The sequence below is a fragment of the Peptoniphilus sp. oral taxon 836 str. F0141 genome (assembly GCF_000179335.1).
Taxonomy (GTDB): domain Bacteria; phylum Bacillota; class Clostridia; order Tissierellales; family Peptoniphilaceae; genus Peptoniphilus_A; species Peptoniphilus_A lacrimalis.
Genome location: NZ_AEAA01000058.1, coordinates 1 through 1,356, shown reverse-complemented (window position 1 = coordinate 1,356; position 1,356 = coordinate 1). Strand labels below are relative to the sequence as shown.

The 1,356-nt window shown below is 29.1% G+C and carries 1 protein-coding gene and 1 pseudogene; both read left to right on the top strand.

The annotated features are described in order from the left end of the window. Positions 1–572, top strand: a pseudogene (locus HMPREF9131_RS02450) (single-stranded-DNA-specific exonuclease RecJ); the annotation flags it as partial. Then, on the top strand, positions 550–1,356 hold an 807-nt coding region (locus HMPREF9131_RS02445), incomplete at its 3' end, for an HD domain-containing protein (protein WP_009345177.1). The pseudogene HMPREF9131_RS02450 and the gene HMPREF9131_RS02445, both read left to right, overlap by 23 nt.

The window sequence follows — 1,356 nt, the reverse complement described above, 5'->3', positions numbered from 1 at the left end:
GAAGAGGTAAATGTATTAGAGATGAACTTGAAGCTTTCGGAGGGCATAAAATGGCATGTGGTCTTTCAATAAAAAAAGAAAACTTCAATAATTTTAATTTAAATTTAAATAAAAATGCAAAATTAACAAGAGATGATTTGACTAAGAAGATTTATATTGATTATCCTCTTAATTTTCCACAGATTAATATGAAGTTAATTCAAGATTTAAATAAATTAAAGCCCTTTGGTACGGATAATGAGAAACCACTTTTTGGAAGTAGGAATTTAAAAATAACAGATATTGCAATTTTTGGTACTAATAAGAATGTTATTAAATTAATGCTGGAAGATAATGGAGTTTTTCAAAATGCCTTACTGTTTAAAGATTCCAATGAATTTCTAAAAGATTTAAAAAAGGCTTATGGTCAAGAGGCTGTAACTGGGCTTTTGCAAAAATCAAATAAAAATATTAAAATAGATGTAATATATTCTATAGATGTAAATAACTTTAGGGGTTATTCTAGTATTGAACTAAGGTTAAAAAGTTACAGAGTAAACGGTGAGAAAGATGACAATAGACGATTTAATTGAAAAAATAAAAACATATAATCCTAATGTTGATGAAGCTGAAATTAGAAGTGCCTATGAATTGGCAAAAGTTAATCATCAGGGTCAAAAGAGAAATTCAGGAGAGGATTATATAATCCATCCTCTTCATGTTGCAATGATCTTAGCAGATATGAATATGGATTCAGCGACGATTATAGCTGGACTTTTGCACGATACCATAGAAGACACTTCTGTAACTTATGAGGATATTGAAAAAAAATTTGGCAAGGAAATAGCAGAGCTTGTTGATGGTGTTACAAAACTAAAAAAATTAAATTATAAAAGCAAGGCTGAAAAACAGGCTGAAAATATTCGTAAGATGGTTCTTGCCATGGCAAAAGATATAAGGGTTATCATCGTAAAGCTTGCAGATAGACTTCATAATATGAGAACTCTCGAATATATGACTGAAGCCAAAAAAATTGAAAAAGCGACAGAAACTTTGGAGATTTATGCTCCAATTGCTGATAGACTTGGTATGAGCAGGGTTAAATGGGAACTTGAAGACTTATCTTTAAGATATTTAGATCCAGATGAATATTATAAGCTAGTAGATATGGTTAACAAGAGAAGAAAAGAAAGAGAAGAGCTTATAAATTCTATTATTGATACCTTGAAAGTTAATCTTGAGAGAGTTGGAATAAAATGTGAAATAAATGGTAGACCTAAAAATTTTTATTCTATATATAAAAAAATGAAGGTAAAAGGCAAGGTTTTTGATGAAATATATGACCTATCAGCAGTGAGAATTTTAACAAATGATATT